Origin of the sequence: Azospirillum brasilense, assembly GCF_007827815.1 — a bacterium.
Classification (GTDB): domain Bacteria; phylum Pseudomonadota; class Alphaproteobacteria; order Azospirillales; family Azospirillaceae; genus Azospirillum; species Azospirillum brasilense_C.
This window is the reverse complement of the sequence record NZ_VITH01000003.1, coordinates 86,113-103,213: the sequence shown is the minus strand read 5'-3', so window position 1 is coordinate 103,213 and position 17,101 is coordinate 86,113. Positions and strand designations below refer to the sequence as shown.

15 protein-coding genes are annotated in these 17,101 nt (G+C 69.7%); 4 read left to right on the top strand and 11 right to left on the bottom strand.

From position 1 onward, the window contains the following. Positions 1-254 precede the first annotated feature (254 nt). Positions 255-2,252 carry a methyl-accepting chemotaxis protein gene (locus FBZ83_RS07295; protein ID WP_211101629.1) on the top strand — a complete coding sequence of 666 codons (1,998 nt, stop codon included), beginning with the start codon at positions 255-257 and terminating at the stop codon, positions 2,250-2,252. Between the two features lie 78 nt (positions 2,253-2,330). Here the strand turns inward: FBZ83_RS07295 and FBZ83_RS07290 are convergent, their stop codons facing one another. From FBZ83_RS07290 to FBZ83_RS07250, 9 genes are all read right to left on the bottom strand, one after another. After that, positions 2,331-2,834 carry an L-2-amino-thiazoline-4-carboxylic acid hydrolase gene (locus tag FBZ83_RS07290; protein ID WP_145681833.1) on the bottom strand — a complete coding sequence of 168 codons (504 nt, stop codon included), beginning with the start codon at positions 2,832-2,834 and terminating at the stop codon, positions 2,331-2,333. 24 nt (positions 2,835-2,858) lie between these two features. Then, on the bottom strand, positions 2,859-3,584 hold the full coding sequence (locus FBZ83_RS07285) for an ABC transporter ATP-binding protein (protein ID WP_145681832.1): 726 nt from the start codon (positions 3,582-3,584) through the stop codon (positions 2,859-2,861). Then, positions 3,581-4,348 carry an ABC transporter ATP-binding protein gene (locus tag FBZ83_RS07280; protein WP_145681831.1) on the bottom strand — a complete coding sequence of 256 codons (768 nt, stop codon included), beginning with the start codon at positions 4,346-4,348 and terminating at the stop codon, positions 3,581-3,583. The genes FBZ83_RS07285 and FBZ83_RS07280 overlap by 4 nt, the downstream gene beginning before the upstream one ends. After that, a complete protein-coding gene (locus FBZ83_RS07275; protein WP_247888195.1) occupies positions 4,345-5,373 on the bottom strand; it encodes a branched-chain amino acid ABC transporter permease in 1,029 nt (342 codons plus the stop codon). Before FBZ83_RS07275 ends, FBZ83_RS07280 begins: the two co-directional genes overlap by 4 nt. Next, the gene (locus FBZ83_RS07270; RefSeq protein WP_145681830.1) at positions 5,360-6,274 is read right to left on the bottom strand and encodes a branched-chain amino acid ABC transporter permease; all 915 of its coding nucleotides are present in this window, start codon (positions 6,272-6,274) and stop codon (positions 5,360-5,362) included. The genes FBZ83_RS07275 and FBZ83_RS07270 overlap by 14 nt, the downstream gene beginning before the upstream one ends. Positions 6,275-6,327: 53 nt before the next feature. Then, a complete protein-coding gene (locus FBZ83_RS07265; protein WP_145681829.1) occupies positions 6,328-7,458 on the bottom strand; it encodes an ABC transporter substrate-binding protein in 1,131 nt (376 codons plus the stop codon). An 82-nt stretch (positions 7,459-7,540) separates the two neighbouring features. After that, complete coding sequence (locus FBZ83_RS07260; RefSeq protein ID WP_035683038.1) at positions 7,541-8,053, bottom strand: L-2-amino-thiazoline-4-carboxylic acid hydrolase; 513 nt, start codon at positions 8,051-8,053, stop codon at positions 7,541-7,543. A gap of 2 nt (positions 8,054-8,055) precedes the next feature. Further along, complete coding sequence (locus FBZ83_RS07255) at positions 8,056-9,381, bottom strand: NAD(P)/FAD-dependent oxidoreductase (RefSeq protein WP_145681828.1); 1,326 nt, start codon at positions 9,379-9,381, stop codon at positions 8,056-8,058. Between the two features lie 303 nt (positions 9,382-9,684). Beyond that, positions 9,685-10,857 (bottom strand): M20 aminoacylase family protein, encoded by a 1,173-nt coding sequence (locus FBZ83_RS07250; RefSeq protein ID WP_145681827.1) that lies wholly within the window; start codon positions 10,855-10,857, stop codon positions 9,685-9,687. 175 nt (positions 10,858-11,032) lie between these two features. Here FBZ83_RS07250 and FBZ83_RS07245 point away from each other — a divergent pair, with 175 nt between their 5' ends. Together FBZ83_RS07245 and FBZ83_RS07240 are read left to right on the top strand one after the other, a co-directional pair. Further along, a complete protein-coding gene (locus FBZ83_RS07245; protein ID WP_145681825.1) occupies positions 11,033-11,614 on the top strand; it encodes a TetR/AcrR family transcriptional regulator in 582 nt (193 codons plus the stop codon). 3 nt (positions 11,615-11,617) lie between these two features. After that, positions 11,618-15,028 carry an acyl-[ACP]--phospholipid O-acyltransferase gene (locus tag FBZ83_RS07240; RefSeq protein WP_145681823.1) on the top strand — a complete coding sequence of 1,137 codons (3,411 nt, stop codon included), beginning with the start codon at positions 11,618-11,620 and terminating at the stop codon, positions 15,026-15,028. A 12-nt stretch (positions 15,029-15,040) separates the two neighbouring features. Here FBZ83_RS07240 and FBZ83_RS07235 read toward each other — a convergent pair whose 3' ends face one another. Both FBZ83_RS07235 and FBZ83_RS07230 read right to left on the bottom strand, forming a co-directional pair. Further along, on the bottom strand, positions 15,041-15,634 hold the full coding sequence (locus FBZ83_RS07235) for an O-methyltransferase (RefSeq protein ID WP_145681821.1): 594 nt from the start codon (positions 15,632-15,634) through the stop codon (positions 15,041-15,043). A 125-nt stretch (positions 15,635-15,759) separates the two neighbouring features. Next, complete coding sequence (locus FBZ83_RS07230; RefSeq protein WP_145681818.1) at positions 15,760-16,581, bottom strand: tellurite resistance TerB family protein; 822 nt, start codon at positions 16,579-16,581, stop codon at positions 15,760-15,762. A 268-nt stretch (positions 16,582-16,849) separates the two neighbouring features. Between FBZ83_RS07230 and FBZ83_RS31845 the strand changes: the two genes are divergently transcribed. After that, positions 16,850-17,044: a hypothetical protein gene (locus FBZ83_RS31845; protein WP_247888194.1), complete on the top strand. Its 195-nt coding sequence runs from the start codon at positions 16,850-16,852 to the stop codon at positions 17,042-17,044. Positions 17,045-17,101: the final 57 nt, after the last annotated feature.

Sequence of the window (17,101 nt, the reverse complement as noted above, 5' to 3'; positions counted from 1 at the left end):
CTCCGCTCCGGATCGGGGCGGACTCCGTAGAATCCACAATAGGGAAAGCAGCGCTGCGAATACGCTTAAAATGCAAGATAAATCGCTGCTTTTTCCAGCGCTTGCAAGGCTCTAGCGGGTCGGCTCCGGCTCAAGCGAGGTTGGCGACGGGCTGAGACGGTGCGACAATATGGTGATGTTTTTCGCCCATTAATACAGTAGAAGTAGCACTTAAGTAGTGTTTGTGCGTGTTCTCCGCGACGGGGTGCTGGCTTATGCGCGACAATGGACCGGTTACGAACCGCGAAATCGAAATGGCCGACGACATGCTGCTTGTGTCGCGGACCGACACCCGCGGCAAGATCACGTTCGTCAATAAAGCGTTTGTTGATATTAGCGGTTTCTCAGAAACGGAATTACTCGGCTCGCCGCATAATCTTGTGCGCCATCCGGACATGCCACCGGCGGCCTTCGCCAACCTGTGGGAAACCATCAAGGATGGCAGGCCGTGGGAAGGGCTGGTCAAGAACCGGTCCAAAAGCGGCGACCATTATTGGGTCAAGGCGAACGTCACCCCGATCACCGAGAAGGGCGTGGTGACGGAGTACATCTCGATCCGCACCAAGCCGAGCCGCGAGGCGGTGGCGGAAGCGGAGCGCATCTACGCCGAGATCCGCGCCGGGCGCGGCCAGCAGTACGGGTTGCTGGACGGCCAGATCGTCCGCCGCGGCTTCGGGGTCTGGCTGGGCAATCTGGTGTCCAGCATCGCCGGGCGCATCCTGGCGACCACGGGCCTTCTCCTGCTGACCATCATGATTCTCGGCTGGCTGAGCCTGACCGGCAGCGACAGCGTGGAGATTTTCAGCGGGCTGATGCTGTTCGGCCTGCTGGTGGCCGGCATCGGCACGCTCAGCGTTCTGGGGACGGTGCGCCGTCCGCTCGGGCTCGTCGAAACCCATCTCGACGCCATCGCCCGCGGCGACCTGATGACCAACGTCCCCAGCTCCGGCGTGGCGGAGTTCGCCCGCATCCGCTCGCAGATCCGCGCCGTGAAGGCGAAGCTGAGCTATTCCATCCAGGAGCGCGCGGAGCGCCAGCGCCAGGCCGAGGAGGAGCGCATCACCGCCCTCCAGGCCATGGCCGAGACGGTGGAGCGTGAAGCCAGCCACGCCGTGGAGCAGGTCGCCCTGCGCACCGGCGGCATGGCCCAGGACGCCGACGCCATGGCGACCTCCGCCGAGCGGGTCAGCATCAACGCCCAGAACGTCGCAGCGGCGGCCGAGGAAGCGCTGGCCAACGCCCAGACCGTGGCGGCGGCGACCGAGGAGCTGGCGGCCTCGATCCGCGAAATCTCCGCGCAGATCGCCCATTCCAGCGCGGTCACCCGCCGCGCTGTGGAGAACGGCCAGCGCACCCAGGGCACCATCCAGTCGCTGTCCGAGGCCGTCGGCCGCATCGACGAGGTGGTCAAGCTGATCACCGACATCGCCAGCCAGACCAACCTGCTGGCGCTCAACGCGACCATCGAGGCGGCGCGCGCGGGCGAGGCTGGCAAGGGCTTCGCCGTGGTGGCGCAGGAGGTGAAGAACCTCGCCAACCAGACCGCCCGCTCGACCGAGGAGATCACCCGCCTGATCGCCGAGATCCAGGGGGTGACCGGCACCGCCGTGGGGGCTGTGGCGGAGATCGGCGACACCATCGGCGAGATCGACCAGATCTCCAGCGCCATCGCCGCCGCGATGGAGGAACAGGCCGCCGCCACCCAGGAAATCAGCCGCAACGTGGTGGAGACCTCCAACGCCGCGCAGGAGGTGTCGGTGCGCATCGCCGCCGTCTCCAGCGACGCCGACCAGACCGGGTCGCAGGCGTCGGGCGTGCGGGCCGGCTCGGACGAGGTGGCGACCAGCATCGACGAGCTGCGCCGCGTGCTGGTGCGCGTCGTCCGCACCTCCACCAGCGACGCCGACCGCCGCCGCAGCCCGCGCTACCGGGTGAACGAATCCTGCGGTGTCGTGGTGCAGGGGCGCGACCAGTCCGGCACCCTGACCGACCTGTCGAACGGCGGTGCGATGCTGAGCGGGATCGCCGGCCTCGGCGTGGGCGACCGCGGCACCCTGCGGCTCGACCGCTTCGGCCTGACCGTCGCCTTCGAGGTGCGGGCCATCGACAAGGCGGCGGTCCATGTCCGCTTCGCCGAGGCCGACGTCGCCCAGCCGCGTTTTCGCGACGTCTTCGCCCAGCTCACCCGCGGGCTTCAGCCGGTGGCCGCCTGACGAACCGCAGTCTGTCCTGAAAAAGCGACGGCCCGGCGTGCGGAACGCCGGGCCGTCGTCGTTTCGGGCATTCCCCCGTCAGCCCTGCGGCTTGTCCACGCTGTAGCGGAAGTCGCAATGGCTGGCGCCCTGCATGATGGTCTGCGTCCGCTCCATCGTGATCGACGGGTCGTAGCCCGTGCAGAAGGCGGCGTCGCGGTTGCAGGACAGCAGGTGTCCGATGTGACCCAGCCCCATCTCCCGGTACATCTCGGCGTAGCGGCAGCGGGTGACGTTGTAGTCGAACCGCGTGTCATCCTGGTGCAGCACCTCCAGCCGCAGCGCGTCGTCCTTGGTCCACAGCGGCTGCAACTCGGCGAAGCTCGTCAGGCTGGTGCCGTTCGGCTCGGTCGCGGCGAAGGCCGCGGCGGATTCCACCGCGGCGCGGGTGATGGCGGCGCCCAGGATCTCCTGCGCCACCGCCTCGCCCAGCCGGGCGGCCATCTCCTCATAGACCGGCTTCAGGATCGCCGCCTCGATCCCGCGGCGCTCCAGCATGCCCATCACCGGCTTGGCCGGCGGCGTGTCGGTCGGTTCGGTCATCATGCTCTCCGTCTCAAATGGCGGTCAATGCGCGTGGCCACCGAGATAGGCTTCGGCGATGCGGGGATCGTCGCGGAGCTGGGCGGCCGGGCCGGCCAGCACGATCCGCCCGTCCTCCATCACCGCCGCGTGGTCGGCGACCCGCAGGGCGGCGCGGGCGTTCTGCTCGACCAGCAGGATCGACACGCCCTCCGCCCGGATGCGCTGCACCAGATCGAAGATCTGCGCGACCACCATCGGGGCCAGCCCCAGCGACGGCTCGTCGAGCAGGAGCAGGGCGGGGCGGCGCATCAGGGCGCGGGCGATGCACAGCATCTGCTGCTCGCCGCCGGACAGCGACCCGGCGTTCTGCCGCAGCCGCTCGCGCAGGACCGGGAACATGTCGAGCATCCGGTCGAGTTCGCCCAAGCCCACGTCGCCGCCGCCGAGCACCAGATTCTCCCGCACGCTCATGTTGGAGAAGATCTGGCGGCCCTCCGGCGCCTGCGACAGGCCGAGCTTGACGATGCGGTGGGCAGGCAGGTTGGCGATGGGCTCGCCGCGGAAGGCGATGCCGCCCCGGCTCGCCCGGTAGACGCCCGAGATCGCCCGCATCAGCGTCGTCTTGCCGACGCCGTTGGAGCCCAGCACGGCGACGATGGCGCCCTGCGCCACGGTCAGATCGATGCCGTGCAGGATCTCCTGCGGCCCCATGGTGACGTGCAGGTTCTCGATCGCGAGGATCGGCGCGTCGGCTTGCGGCTGGCTCATGCGTCCACCCCCAGATAGGCTTCCAGGACCGCTTGGTCGCGGCGGATGGTGTCGGGCGGGCCGTCGGCGATCTTGCGGCCAGAGGCGAGCACCAGGATGCGCTGGCAGATGCTCATGACCAGGGTCATGTCGTGCTCCACCAGCATGATGGTCAAGCCGGTGCCGTGCAGCCGCTTGATGAAGTCGGCCAGCGCGCGGGTCTCGGTATCGTTGAGTCCGGCGGCGGGTTCGTCGAGGATCAGGAAGCGCGGCTGCATTGCCAGGGCGCGGGCGATCTCCAGATACTTGCGCTGGCCGTAGGGCAGGTTGGCCGCCAGTTCGCCCGCCACATGGGTCAGGCCGACGGCCTCCAGCGCCTCCCAGGTGCGGCGGCTGATCTCGGCGGAGCGGGCGCCGCCCCCGGCGAGGGAGCCGAACAGTGCGCCGAACGCCCCCTGCGGCAGCGCGCCGACCGCGCCCACCGACACGTTGTCGAAGACCGACATGTTGGGAAAGACGCGCAGGTTTTGGAAGGTGCGGCTGATGCCCAGCCGGGCCACCTGGTTGGTCTTCAGCCCGCTGATGGTCCGGCCGTCGAAGGAGACGGTGCCCGACGACAGCGGCGTGAAGCCGGAGATCAGGTTGAACAGGGTGGTCTTGCCGGCGCCGTTCGGGCCGATCAACCCGACCAGCTCGCCCTCGTCCACATGGCCGGTCACGTCGTTCACCGCCAGCACGCCGCCGAAGCGGCGGCTGACGTTGCGGATGTCGAGAAGATGGGTCATCGCCAGCCGATCCCTTCGCCCTTCACGGTGTTGCGCCACGCCGCGCCCAGCTGGCGCCGCGCGAGCTGGAGCGCGGAGACCTCGCCCAGCAGGCCCTTGGGCAGCAGCAGGATCGACAGGAACATCACCAGACCGACCATGATGTTGCGGAAGTCGCCGAAGGCGCGCAGACCCTCCGGCAGCAGGATCAGCAGAAGCGCGCCGATCACCGCGCCGGGCAGGCTGCCCAGGCCGCCCACCACCACCATCGCCAGGATCAGGATGGATTCGGAGAACTTGAAGTCGCCCGGCGAGATGTAGCCGGTCATGTGCGCCCACAGGCTGCCCGCCACCCCGGCGAAGAAGGCCGACATGGTGAAGGCCTCCATCTTCAGGCGCGCCGTGCTGACGCCCATGGCGTCGGCGCACTGGTCGTCCTCTCGGATCGAGCGCAGGGCGTTGCCGTAGTAGGAGTGGCTGAGCCGGCCGATCGCCAGCACGCACAGCGCCACCACCGTCGCCACCGTGTAGTAGGTGGCCAGCCGGCCCGACAGGCTGAAGCCGAACAGTTCCAGACCCTTGGTGACGATGATGCCGTTGGGGCCCTTGGTGAACTCCACCCAGTTCAGCATGACCAGATAGAGCATCTGCCCGATGGCCAGCGTCGCCACGGCGAAATAGATGCTGACCAGCCGCATGGTCGGCAGCGCCACCAGGAAGGCGATCAGCGCCGCCACCACACCGGACAGCGGCAGCGTCACCGTGAAGCCCAGCCCGAACTTGGTCGAGAGCAGGGCGGCGGTGTAGGCGCCGACCCCGTAGAAGGCGGCGTGCCCGAGATGCAGCAGCCCGGCCACCCCGGTGACCAGATGCATGGAGGCGGACAGCAGGATGAAGATCAGCGCCAGATTGGCGATCTGGTAGAAATAGCCGCGGTCGAAGCCGGCCAGCATGGCCGGCAGCCCCACGAAGACCAGCAGGGCGAGCAGGAGCGGTATCAGCAACCCCCGCCCGCGCGGCGGCGCCGACAGGTCAGACACGTTCACGGCGCGCTCCGAACAATCCGTTGGGGAAGAAGATCAGGGTCAGGATCAGGAAGCCGTAGGCAACCATGTCCGACCAGCCCGACGACACGAAGGTCGTCGCCATGCTCTCCGAGATGCCCAGGATCAGGGCGCAGATCACCGCACCGGGGATCGAGGACAGCCCACCCATCACCATGGCGACGAAGGCCTTGATGCCCGGCACGAAGCCCATGGCGGGGAAGATGGCGCCGTAATAGAGCCCGGTCAGGATGCCGGCCGCCGCCCCCATCATCGAGCCGACCACGAAGGTCATGATGATGGTGCGGTCGGTGTCGATGCCGACATACTTCGCACCCAGCGGGTTGTTCGACACCGCCCGGATCGACAGGCCGATGCGGGTGCGGGTCAGCAGATACTGGAGGCCGATCAGCATCACGGCGGCCACGCCGAAGATGATGAAGTCGCCGGTCACCAGGATCACCGGCCCGATGCGCACCGGCGTGTTGATGAGATACTCGAACGGGACGGAGCGCATCTGCGACCCGAACACGATCTCCAGCGCCTCGCGCACCACGATGGACACGGCGAGTGAGGAGAGCAGGGTGGATTCGCGCATCGCCCGCGACTTCAGCGACGCCTCGTCGGTGAAGCGGCGGAAGGGTTTGAAGGCGATCCGCTCCAGCGAGAATCCGGCCATGGCGCCGATCGCCAGGGCGATGAAGATCACCGCGAAGATCGGCGGGGCCGTCGCGGAAATCAGCACCAGCCCGGCGAAGGCGCCCAGCGTGTAGACCTCGCCATGGGCGAAGTTGACGACGTTCAGCACGCCGAAGATCAGCGTGAAGCCGATCGCCATCAGCGCGTAGGTCATCCCCAGCGACAGCCCGATGGCGAGCTGCTGGAGGTAATAAGGGTCGATCATGCGGGCCGTTCGCTGGAGATCGTTAGGCTATCGGGTCGGACGGGGGGCGCCGGTCAGTCGGCGACCGGCACGAAGGCGCCGCCCTTGACCTCGACCTTCACCAGCTCCTTCTCAGCCTCGCGGTCGGCGCTGAAGCTGGTCTTGCCGGTCACGCCGGCGAAGTCCTTGGTCTGGGCCAGGGCGTCACGCACCTTCTCGCGGGTCGGGTTCGGGTAGGCCTTCTCGACCGCGGCCAGCATGATGCGCACGGCGTCATACGCCTGGGCCGGGAATTGGCCCGGAACCGCGCCGTTGGAGGCGGCCTTCCACTCCGTCACGAAATGCTGGATGTGCGGGGCCGGGTCGGTCGGCAGGAAGTTGGAGGTCAGGTGCACGCCCTCCGCGGCTTCGCCGGCCAGCTCGATCAGCTTGGGGCTGTAGGCGGCCGAGGTCGAGTAGACCGGGGTCTTGATGCCGAGCTGCTGCACCTGACGCAGGAACTGCGCGCCGTCCTCGTAGAAGAAGCCGGTGTAGATGGCGTCCGGCTTCGCGCGCTCCAGCTTGCTGATCAGCGAACGGTAGTCCTTCAGGCCGCGGTTGAAGAACTCGGAGAAGACCACCGTGCCGCCGTTGGCCTTCACGCCGTCGCTGAAGCCGGAGACGACGGACTGGCCCCAGTCGGTCTGCTCGGCGATGACGGCAATGTTCTTGTAGCCCTTGGACAGCATCCACTTGGCGTTGTAGGGGCCTTCCTGCGCCTGGGTGGCGATGTTGCGGAACTGGTACTTGGAGATCTTCGTGTAGTCCGGATGCGAGGCCGTCTGCGAGAGCTGCGGCATCCCGGCATCCTTGTAGACCTGCGCCGAGGCCATCGACACGCCCGAGGTGAAGTCGCCCAGCACGCCGACGATTTCCTTGTCGTCCACGAACTTGCGGGCGATGTTGGTGCCCTCCTTGGCGTCGGAGCGGCTGTCCTCGAAGACGATCTCGGCCTTGAAGGGCTTGCCGGACGCGTTGAACTCGGTCAGCGCGATCTCGGCGGCCTTGCGGAAGTCCTGGCCGTACTGGGCGGTCTCGCCGGTCAGCGGCAGCTGGTAGCCGATCTTCACGGTGTCGGCGGCCAGGGCGGTGCCGGTGGTCAAAGCGGTGCCGGCCAGCGCGGCCGTCATGAGGGCGGCGAGGGAGGCGGTCTTCAGGGCGGTCATCGCAGGTGAACCTTTCTTGTGAAGGCCGGCTTCGAGGCCGGTGTTGGGCAGCGTCGTACGGTTGGGTGGCTTAAGCGGCGGATCAGGCGGCCTTCGGGCCGGGCAGGACCTTCAGGCGGCAACAGCCCTCGTCGCCGGGCTTCCAGGTCTCGCCGCGGAAGACGAAGCCGGCCGCCTCGAACAGGCCGCCGTCGATGGCGCCGGCCATGTTGCAGAGCAGCTCCAGATCCTCGTCGGACTTGCCCTGGGCCTGCCACGCCTCCTTCAGGGGACAGCGGTGGAAATGAATCTCCAGCGCGTCGCCGTCGCAGCGCTTGATCTCCGGCGCGAACATGGAATCGCGGTTCGGGATGCCGTCGAGGAAGGCGTGGCACAGGCCGGCGAGGTCGTCGGGGCCGTGCGCCGCGTACTTCACGCCCATCGCCTCGCCCAGGCGGCGGGTCGCCTCGCGCCCGATGTCCAGCGCCGTCTCGGTGCCGTAGCGCTCGCGCAGCACGTCGAACATGTGGGCGTAGGACGCGGCCCGCATGGCGTAGGCGTTGCGCAGCTGCGTGGCGTGGTCCGGGGCGGCAGGCGGCTTGGTGTCTTCAGTCATCGTCAGATTTCCCGGATGTCGTTCCAGCGGTATTGCAGGAGTTTGAACGGGCCGATGCGTTGCAGCAGCTCGTTGAAGGGCAGGGGGCGCGGCTCGGTCAGCGGCAGCGCCAGCTCCGCCGGATCGCTGCCCAGCGCCGCGTGGGCCAGCTCCCGTCCCAGCGAGACGGAGAGGGCGACGCCGCGTCCGTTGCAGCCCGCCCAGGTGAAGGCATTGGGGCCGAGCTGGTGGACCCGCGGGGTGTAGTCGGTGGTCATGGCGATCCGCCCGTTCCACACATGGTCGAACCGCAGCCCGCGCAAAGTGGGGAACATGGAGGCCAGCCGCAGGCCGACGATGCGCCGCAGCCGGTCGGCCCCGTCGACGGGAACCAGCAGCGCGCCGCCGCTGACCAGCCGGTGGTCGGCTGTGTAGCGCATGAAGCGCAGGTCCCCGTGGGTGTCCGACATGGCCTGACGGCCGGGCAGGATGCTGCGCCGCTGCGCCTCGTCCAGCGGCTGGGTGGCCATCTGCCAGGACAGGACGGGGACGACCTCCGTGCGGATTTCGGGGAAGACGGCGGCGGTGTAGCCGTTGGTGCCGAGCACCAAGGCATGGGCGGTCACCGTGCCGTCCGGCGTGCGGGCGACCCAGCGGTCGCCGCGCCGCTCCACCGACAGGACCGGAGAATTGATGAAGACCGATGCACCGGCCTCCACCGCCTTGCCCGCCAGCCCGCGGGCGAGCGCCAGCGGGTTGATGTGGCCGCCGCTGCGGTTCATCCAGCCGCCATGGTAGGCGTCAGTGCCCAGCAGCGCCGAAATGCCGGCGCGGTCGAGCAGCTCCACCGGGGCGCCGCGGCTGCCCCACTGCTTGGCCCGCCGCTCGGCGATGGCGATGCGGCCCGGCGAATGGACCGGCTGCACCCAGCCGGTCTGCTCGGCCGCGCAGTCGATGCCCAGACGGCGAATCAGGGCGAACAGGGTCTCGGCGCTGTCGCGGATCAGCGCGACGAAGCGCTCGCCCCGCTCCGGCCCGAACTTGGCGACGAGATCCTCGGGGTCGGGGCGGGTCAGGGTCGGGATGACCTGTCCGTTGTTGCGCCCGGACGCGCCGCGCCCGATCTCCGACGCCTCCAGGACGACGGCGCGCTTGCCCGATTCGGCGGCGTGCAGGGCCGCCGACAGGCCGGTGAAGCCGCCGCCGATGACCAGCAGGTCGGTGTCCACCGCGTCTTTGAGCGCCGGAAGGGCCGGCGGCGGCGGGGCCGTGGCCTCCCACAGGGAGTCGGGCCGCTGCCAGATGCCGCCGGTTCCAGGAACACCGGTCTTGTTCTCTATCGCCTTCACCGTGCCTTGTCCCACGTCTGTCGGGTGAAATCGGCCCGATCATGGGACAAATTGCATACCCGGGCAATTACCATAGCGAGGACGCGGTAATTTTCCTGTTTCATACACAAACCATAGGGAGATAGGGATGGTTTGTACAAGGCTGCCGGAATGACGGCGGTGGCCTTTGTAAACCCTCTCCCCTCCGGGGAGAGGGTGCCCGGAGGGCCGGTGAGGGGGATGCGCTTTTGCCGGACGTATGGACACGCGCAACCCCCTCACCCTAACCCTCTCCCCAGAGGGGAGAGGGGATATCGCCCGCCATCACGCCGCGCGCGGCAGCACCGTTTCGGCCAGTCGCACCCAATAGCTGAGGCCGATGGGCAGGACCGCGTCGTTGAAGTCGTAATGCGGGCTGTGCAGGTTGCGCCCGCCGTCCGACGGCCCGGCGCCGACCCAGACGTAGCAGCCGGGCCGCCGCTGCAGCATGAAGGCGAAATCCTCGGCGCCCATGCTGGGCATCGGGTCCAGGTCCAGCCCCGATTCGCCGACGACTCCGGCGGCGGCGCGGCGGGCCAGCTCGGTCGCCCCGGCCTCGTTCACCGTGGACGGATAGCGGCGCTCGTAGCGCATCTCCGCCTCGATCCCGAAGCCGCCGGCGATGGCCTTGGCCAGTTCGCCCATGCGCCGCTCCACCATGTCCTGCACCTCCTTGCGGAAGGTCCGGACGGTTCCACGCAGGACGGCGGTGGCCGGCAGGACATTCCACGTATCGCCCGCGTGGAACTGCGTGACGCTGACCACGGCGGAATCGACGGGATGCACGCTGCGGCTGGCGATGGTCTGCCAGGCGTTGACGATCTGGGTGCCGGCCAGGATCGTGTCGGTGCCCAGATGGGGCATGCCGGCGTGGGTGCCCTTGCCGGTCAGGGTCAGTTCGAAGATGTCGTAGGCGGCCATGATCGGGCCGGGGCGCAGCGCGATCTTGCCGACCTCCAGCCCCGGCCAGTTGTGCATGCCGTAGACCTGCTCGACGGGGAATTTCTCGAACAGACCGTCCTCGACCATCACGCGCCCGCCGCCCTCGTTCTCCTCCGCGGGCTGGAAGACGAAGGCGATGGTGCCCTGGAAGTTCGGATGCGCCGACAGGTGGCGCGCCGCGCCCAGCAGCATCGCCGTGTGCCCGTCGTGCCCGCAGGCGTGCATGCGCCCAGGATTGCGCGAGGCGTGGGGCAGGTTGGTCTGCTCGTGGATGTGCAGGGCGTCCATGTCGGCGCGGAAGGCGACCGCCGGACCCTCGCCGTTGCGCAGCAGGCCGACCACGCCGGTCTTGGCGAGGCCGCGGTGAACCTCCAGCCCGAAGGAGGCCAGCTTCTCCGCCACGAAGTCGCTGGTCCGCTCCTCCTCGAAGGCCGTTTCCGGGTGGGCGTGCAGGTCGCGCCGCCACGCGGTCATGTCGGCCGTCAGCGCCTCCGTCCCGTCGATCGTCCTCACCATGTCCCTGGTTCCCTGTGTTTCATGAGTGTGTGCGAATGATCTTGCCCAAAAAAGCCCCCGTCGTGCAAAGCGCACGGGGATGCGGTGCCGTCACATCACCCTTGCAGCGCGGACCGGTTCCGTGCAGGATTTGAGTGAACGTTCACTCATAACGAACGCCACGAACGGAAGCGCCATGTCCAAAGATGCCCGCAACGACGCACGCAACAAGGTCCGGGACGCCGCCATCGCGCTGTTCGCCCAGAAGGGGGTGAAGGCCACCACCATCAAGGACATCGCCCGCGCCGCCGGGGTGTCGGAGGGGGCGCTGTACCGCCATTGGGCGAGCAAGGAGGAGCTTGCCGCCGCCCTGTTCGCCGCCGAATACACCGCCCTGTCGCATGACCTGAGCGCGGCGGCGGGGGGCGGTCCGGCGCCGCAGCGGCTGCGCCGCGTCGTCGCCTGGGCCTTCGGTCTGGTTGAGGCGGCGCCCGACCGCGCGCGCTTCCTGCTGCTGTCGCAGCACGACGCGCTGCCGCTGGTGCCCGACGGTTTGGAGACGCCGGTGGACGCGGTCTGCGCCATCGTCGGCGACGGCATCGCGGAGGGGAGCATCGTCGACGCCGACCGTGAGGCGCTGGCCCACACGGTGATCGGCGCCATCGTCCTCAACATCCAGTCGCACGTTTACGGACGGCAGACGGCCCCGCTCGGCGCGCTGGCCGACACGGTCGCCGACGCGCTGCTGCGCGGCCTGTCCACCGGAAAGGGAGCCTGACGCATGAGCGGATTCGGCCTTCTCGCCACGCGGCGCTTCCTGCCGCTGTTCGTCACCCAGTTCCTCGGCGCCTTCGGCGACAACGTGCTGCGCGGCGCCATCGCGGTGCTGGCGGTCTATGGCATGGCGGGGACGGCGGGTGACGGCGCGCTGATCTCCACGCTCGCCGCGGCGGCCTTCACCGTGCCCTTCCTGCTGTTCTCGGCGACCGCCGGCCAGTTGGCCGACCGGTTCGACCGCACGCTGATCGCCCGCGCCGTGAAGGTGGCGGAGATCGGCCTGATGGCGATCGCCGCCTGGGGCATCATGCGCGCCGACCTCGGCGTGCTGATCGTCGCGCTGGTCGGCATGGGCGCCCATTCCACCGTCTTCGGGCCGGTCAAGTACGGTCTGCTCCCCGACCTTCTGAAACCGGAGGAACTGACCGCCGGCAATGGTCTGGTCGAGGCCGGGACCTTCGTGGCGATCCTGCTGGGCACCATCGCGGGAGGTTCGCTGGCCCTGGCCCACCCGCTGGCGCTTCCGGGGCTGCTCGGCGCGACGGCGCTGGGCGGGCTGGCGGCGTCGCTGCTGATCCCGCGGGCGGGCAACGCCGACCGGACGGTGCGCGTCGGGCTGAACCCGGTGTCGGTCACATTGCGCGTGCTGCGCGCCACCGCGCGGGACCGCGTGTCGATGCTGGCGATCTACGGCATCTCGGTCTTCTGGGGCGTCGGGGCGGTCGTCATGGCGCAGTTCCCGGCCATCGCGCGGGAAACGCTGGGCACCGACAGCGAGGGCGCGACCCTGCTGCTGGCGGTCTTCGCCGTGGGCGTGGCGGTCGGCTCCGTCTACGCCGGGCTGGGGCACCGGGTGCCGTCTCGCTCCGACGCGCGCCGCGCCGCCCTGGCGGGCCTCGTCGCGGCGGTGGCCGGGGCGGCGCTGCCCTTCCTGACGCCCGACGTTCCGTCGGCGGAGCCGCTGTCGGCGCTGGCGCTGCTGGCCCAGCCCTGGGCGATGCCGCTGCTGGCCGACCTGTTCCTGATCGCCGCGGCGGGCGGCGCCTTCGCCGTGCCGCTCTACGCGCTGATCCAGCACCGGGCCGCACCCTCGGCCCGCGCCCGGGTGATCGCGGCGGCCAACGTGGTCAACGCGCTGTTCATGGTGGTCGGCTCCGGCATCGCGGCGGCCATGCTGGCGCTGGGCGTCACGCCGCTGACCGTCGCCGCCTGGGGCGGGGCGAGCATGCTGGCCGCCGTCGTCCTGGCGCTCGCCATCGACGCGGTGGGAATGGGGCGGGCGCTGGCCCGCGCCTTCTTCCGGCTGGCCTTCCGCGTCGAGCTGCGCGGGGCGGAGCATCTGGAGCGGCTGGAGGGTGCGGCCGTCGTCACGCCGAACCACCAGTCCTTCCTCGACGGCGCTCTGCTCGCCGCCTTTCTGCCGGGGATGCGCTTCGCGGTGGACAGCTTCATCGCGCAGCAGGCCTGGGCCAAGCCCTTCCTGGCGTTGGCCGACCATGTCACCATCGACCCGACCAAGCCGATGGGCACGCGCCTGCTCGCCCGCACCCTGGCCGAGGGCCACAAGATCTGCATCTTCCCGGAGGGGCGGATCACCGTCACCGGCTCGCTGATGAAGATCAACGGCGGTCCCGGCATGCTGGCCGACAAGGCGGGCTGCCCCATCGTGCCGGTCTGCATCGAGGGGGCGCAGCGCTCCATCCTGTCGCGGATGCACGGGCGGCTGCGGCTGGGCCTGTTCCCGCGGATCACCATCACGGTCATGCCGCCGGTCGCCACCCCGGACGTGACGGGTCTGGCCGGCAAGAAGCGGCGGGCGGCGCTGAAGTCCTGGCTGTCGCGCATCATGACGGAAACTGTCTTCGCCGCCGGCCAGCGGCCCGACACGCTGGCGCTCGCCCTGCTGGAGGCCGGGCGGAAGACCGGTTGGGGCAAGGCGGCGGTCCAGGACGGCGACTTCACCACGCTGTCCTACCGCGCCCTGACCGCGCGTTCCCTGGTGCTCGGCCGCATCCTGGCCCGCGGCACCGAGCCGGGGGAGGCGGTGGGCGTGCTGCTGCCGACCGCCTCGCCGACCGCGGCGGTGTTCTTCGGGCTGGCGGCCTACGGGCGGCCGGCGGCGATGCTGAACTTCACCGCCGGGGCGGAGGCCGTGAAGGCGGCCTGCCGCGCCGCCGGGCTGCGCCGGATCGTCACGTCGGCCCGCTTCGTGGAGATGGGGCGGCTCGGCCCGCTGGTCGAGGCGCTGGCCGCCGACCACAGCATCGTCTATCTGGAGGACGTGAAGCGCGGGCTGGGCATCGGCGACAAGCTGCGGGCGCTGGCCGCCTCGGTGGCGCCGGAGCGCTTCCTGCCCCCGCAAGGCCAGCCGGACGACGTGGCGGCGATCCTCTTCACCTCGGGGTCGGAGGGGCCGCCCAAGGGCGTGGCGCTGACCCACGACAACCTGCTCGCCAACATGGCGCAGGTGGCCTCCGTCGTCGACTTCACGCGGCAGGACGTGGTGTTCAACTGCCTCCCGGTCTTCCACTCCTTCGGGCTGCTCGGCGGGATGCTGCTGCCGATTCTGAACGGGGTGAAGACGGTGCTCTACCCCAACCCGCGCCACGTCCGGCTGATCCCGGAGCTGGTCTACCAGACCAACGCCACGGTGCTGTTCGGCACGGACTTCTTCCTGAACGCCTGGGCGCGGGCGGCGGACCCCTACGACTTCCGCTCGCTGCGGCTGGTCTTCGCCGGGGCCGAGCGGTTGCAGGAGGAGACGCGCCGCACCTACACGGAACGGCTGCGCGTGCATCTGCTGGAGGGGTACGGCACCACCGAGACCTCCCCGGTGATCGCGGTCAACACGCCGGCGCGCTTCCGCCCCGGCACGGTCGGGCAGGCTTTGCCGGGCATCGAGACGGAGCTGCTGCCGGTCCCCGGCGTGCCGGTCGGTGGGCGGCTGCGGGTGCGCGGGCCGAACGTGATGAAGGGCTATATGCGGGCCGACAACCCCGGCGTGGTCGAGCCGACGGAGGACGGCTGGCACGACACCGGCGACATCGTGGACATCGACGCCGACGGCTTCATTCGCATCGTCGGGCGCGTCAAGCGCTTCGCCAAGGTGGCCGGCGAGATGGTCCCGCTGGGACTGGTCGAGGAGCTGGCGCTCCAGGCCGCGCCGGACGCCGCCCACGCCGCCGTCGCCCTGCCGGACGCCCGGCGCGGCGAGCGGATCGTTCTGGTCACCGCTGGCACCGGCCCGACCCGCGACGCGCTGGCGGCGGCGGCCAAGGCCAAGGGCGCGCCGGAGATCGCCATTCCCCGCGATGTGCTGCGGGTGGAGACGATCCCCCTGCTCGGCACCGGCAAGACCGACTACCCCGCCGTCAGCCGGCTGGCCGCGGAGATGCTGGCGAGCGAAACGGCCTGACGTGTGGTGAGGTCAGGGGCGGCAGGCGACGTGCAGCCCCTTGCCCACCGGGAAGATGGTGGAGCCGAAGCCGGGCAGGGCCTCCACCGCCGCGATGTAGCCGGCGATCTCCTGCGGGTGCGACAGGGCGTTGTCGGCCAGCAGCAGGCAATCCGGCTCCAGCTTCGGCAGCAGCAGGCGAAGCTGCTCCGGGGCGCTCCAGCGGTCGGCGTCGAAGAACACGCAGTCGAAGGGGCCGTCCAGCCCCGCCACCGTCTCCGTCGCGTCGCCGACCAGCAGGTTGACGCGGCTGGCCAACCCGGCGCGCTCCAGGTTGGTGGCGGCCTGGGCGCTCTTGCCCGGATCGCGCTCGATGCTGGTCAGCGGGTCCGTGGCGCCGACGGCCTGCAGCGCCGCGGCGAGCCACAGGGTGCTGACGCCGTTGGAGGTGCCGATCTCCAGCACCCGGCGGCGGCGCCCGCTGCGCACCAGGATGTGCAAAAGCTCCGCCGTCTCGCGTTCCAGATTCAGCATCTTGCGGGCGCGGTCGCCCTCACGCGCGTCGTTGTCGCGCCCGTAGCTTTCGAGATCGCGGAGCACGCGGTCGACGGCGTCATCCAGCAGCATGGTGGTGGTCCCGGTGGCGGAGAGTGGGACAAGACCCTGCGCCGAGTGTGGCCGCAGCGTCAAGAGATTGGACCACAGAAAACCCTCTCCCGCCGGGTGCGGGAGAGGGTTTCGCGACGGGAAACTCACGCCGCCTGGTTGAGCTGCTCGGCGCGTTGCGGGGCGATCTTCAGGCGGGTGGCGAGGTAGGAGAGATAGGCGCGCTCCGCCTCATGCTCGCGGTCCACCGCCATCAACGAGGCCAGATAGACCTGCTCCGCCATGTCCGGATCGGTGACGGAGCGGACCAGCGAGTCGAGCGACTGCGGCTGGGACAGTTCCTGCTCCACGATCCGCCGCTCCTCCGGGCCGCCGCCGGCCTCGTCCAGGGCGGACATGACGCGCTGGCGCTCGACCTCGGAAATCTCGCCGTCGGCGTTGGCGGCGGCGATCATGGCGCGGATCAGCAGCAGGGCGTGCTGGTCCTCCATGGCGAGTTCGGGAAAGGCGCCCTCGCCGGCCCCGGACGGGGCGGCGTCGGGCGGGGGAGCGGTGCGCTGCTGGAAGACCTGGGACAGCCGCTCGCCCAGCGAGCCGCCACCGGAAGCGCCGGCCCCGCCGAGAATGCCGCCGAGGATGCCCCCCGGCGTGTTGCCCGAGCCGGACGGCGGCGCCCCCCACGGGCTGCTCCCCGGCTGCCCGGAGCGGGCGGGGGCTTGTCCGGAGGAGGGCTGTCCGGAGGGCGGCATATTCTGCTGCCGCTCCTGATAGGCGCGGTAGGCGAGGTAAGCAAGCGCGCCCAGCCCGGCCATGGGGCCGACGCCCATGCCGCTGCGGGCGTGCATCGCCGATCCCGAGCCCATCCCTGACCGGCTCAGGATCGACCCCAGATCCTGCGGGCTCCTGCGGCTGTGCCCTCCCATGCCGGTCGCCAGAAGGGTGCCGAGGATGTTCTGAAGATTCGCCATGACGCGCCTCTCTCCTAATCGGTGTCCGTGTCGATGCAGCTTTGCGCCTCATCAACAGACGAAAGGGATTGGCGTCACGGCACAGCTAAGGGTGCCAATGATGGGCCTGACCAGCCGACCCTTCTTCTATGACGGCTTCTATGCCGGAGGTGGAGTGGCTTTCGAACAGGCTGTGCGGAACACTGACTTCCGCTATCGTGGCGCGCATCAGAGCGCAGCAAGCGCCGACGCCCGCCGGTCGGCGGGTGGCATTTTGGAGGAGACGCCCATGACCTTCGACCGGATCGCGGAACCGCCCCCGCCGGACCTGTCGCCGACGCCGTTCGTTCCGCCGCCGGCCCCGGCCTGCGGGTCGCTGTGGAACGACTATCTCCATCGCCTGCTGGGCACGGCGCACGGCTGCGTCGCCGCGAACGACGACGAATCCGATCCGGAGCCCGCCTGCTGCTGCGCTGCCGGGTGATGCCGTGAAACCGTGGCCCTGAAATCGTGGCCCTGAAATCGTGATTGGGAGCGGTCG